Here is a 1,996-nt window from a genome sequence, read left to right as displayed (position 1 = left end):
CTTTTTTGAAAAGAGATTATTCTACTAGATCGTTGTGAAACGATTTCATAGGACAATCTCTTTTGTTTAGTTTTGGAAAGAACGTACTGTGATTTGTAGTTGCTCAATAAATTCTCGAGTGGCAGCACACATATATTTATCTTTTCTATAAATAAGCCCTATTTCAATTATTGGAGTAGGGTTTTCTATTTTAATAGCTTGAATGTTTTTATTTTGTAAAAAGTCTATATATGGTTGTGGTAACACTGTAATTCCCATTCCTTTAGAAACCATTTGGATTAAAGATTCCATCGTACTAATTTCTAAAATTGGTCTTGGTCTAAAGTTGAATTTTTGACAATGAGATGTAATTAGTTCGGTTAAAAAGAAATTTTTAGGTAAAAGAATTAAAGGGTAGTTCTGTAGTTCAGTAATAGATACATGATTACGTTTAGCTAATCGATGACCAGTTGGCACGACCAATGTAAGGTCGCTTTTGTATAGAGGGATGGAGATAATTTCTTTATCTTGCACCGGGAGAAATGTAATGCCGATATCTAGTTCGTTTTGTAATAATTTTTCACGAATATCTCCTGTACGAAGCCCTAATACAGAAAGCTCTATATTGGGATATAAATTATTGAAATTTAAAATAGCTGGTGGTAGTAAATAATTTACGACGGTTAACAAAGCCCCTATTGTTAAGGAACCTTGCTGTAATCCGTTTAGGTCTTGAAGGGCTGAACGAGCTTGTTCGACTTCATGAAAAATGGTTTTACAATGTGATAATAAAATCTTCCCTGCTTCAGTTAAAGATATTTTTTTACCAATTCGATCGAAAAGTGGCATTCCTACTTCATGCTCTAATGCACGTATTTGTTGACTTAGTGAAGGCTGTGAAATATTTAATTTATCAGCTGCTTTTGTGAAATGTAATTCTTTTGAAACAGCTAAAAAGTATTCAAGTTGTCGTAATTCGATTGAAATCACCTCAAGTATAATAATAGGTTATACCTATCATTATTATATAAATAATTGAATTGAACAATGATTTTAGAGGTTTTATAATCATCTTTATATAGCAGAGAGGGTTGTAAAAATTAATCGAGAGAAAATACATGTAACACCTTTAAAGGAGGAAATAGAATGGCTAATGAATATCGATTATTATCTTTAAATATAGGATTACCAAAAGAGGTTACATACGGCGGAAAAGTAATTCATACAGGCATAAATAAGAAACAAGTAAAGGAACCGGTATATTTATCCTTTGTAAAGTTTAATGGAGATGGACAGGCGGACTTAGTTCATCATGGAGGAGTAGATAAAGCAGTTTGTGTTTATACTGGTGATCACTATCCATACTGGGAACAAGAATTGAATCAAGATCTTGTATATGGGGCTTTTGGAGAAAATATAACAGTTAGTGGTATGCGCGAAGAGGATGTTTGTATTGGTGATACGTTTGAGCTAGGACAGGCAATCGTACAGGTAACACAACCAAGGCAACCTTGTTTTAAATTAGCAAAAAAATATAATATTCCAAAGTTACCACTATATTTTCAAGAAACAGGATATACAGGATTCTATTTTCGCGTATTAAAAGAAGGATGGGTATCATCAGTCGATACATTAAAAAGACTACAGTCTGATCCAAAAGGTGTTTCAGTAGCGTTTGCTAACCGTATCATGCACAAGGAAAAACAAAATATTGAAGGGATAAAAAGGATATTAGAAGTAAATGCACTTTCAAGTAGTTGGAGAAAGTCTTTTGAAAAGCGTATAAGTGGAGAAGAAATTAATACGAAGGAAAGACTTGAAGGGATAAAAGACTAAAAATATTTTATTATAAATAGTGTATTTCTATTAGTAAAAGCTAATTAGAAAGCGCTATTTTTATATAATAAACTAATTAATATCCAAAAATCTTAATATTGTTTTATTCGACTTATTTTCAAATAGTCAAAACATAAAATTAATTAGACTTTTTTTTTATGTTTTATGATAGTATATTGAT

At 31.1% G+C, this 1,996-nt stretch carries 2 protein-coding genes; one reads left to right on the top strand and one right to left on the bottom strand.

From position 1 onward, the window contains the following. Window positions 1-66: 66 nt before the first annotated feature. Window positions 67-969 (bottom strand): LysR family transcriptional regulator, encoded by a 903-nt coding sequence (locus DN403_RS26355; RefSeq protein ID WP_098437222.1) that lies wholly within the window; start codon window positions 967-969, stop codon window positions 67-69. Between the two features lie 156 nt (window positions 970-1,125). On the opposite strand from DN403_RS26355, the gene DN403_RS26350 reads away from it, so the two are divergent. Continuing rightward, window positions 1,126-1,815, top strand: coding sequence for an MOSC domain-containing protein (locus tag DN403_RS26350; protein WP_001263005.1), 690 nt, complete (start codon window positions 1,126-1,128; stop codon window positions 1,813-1,815). Window positions 1,816-1,996: the final 181 nt, after the last annotated feature.

Source organism: Bacillus sp. AY2-1 (assembly GCF_008368965.1).
GTDB classification, from domain to species: Bacteria; Bacillota; Bacilli; order Bacillales; family Bacillaceae_G; genus Bacillus_A; species Bacillus_A thuringiensis_S.
This window is presented reverse-complemented; position numbering and strand designations above follow the sequence as displayed.

Coding starts and splice junctions, on each gene's coding strand:
- DN403_RS26350 (WP_001263005.1), top strand. CDS start 1,126: ATGGCTAATGAATATCGATTATTATCTTTAAATATAGGATTACCAAAA.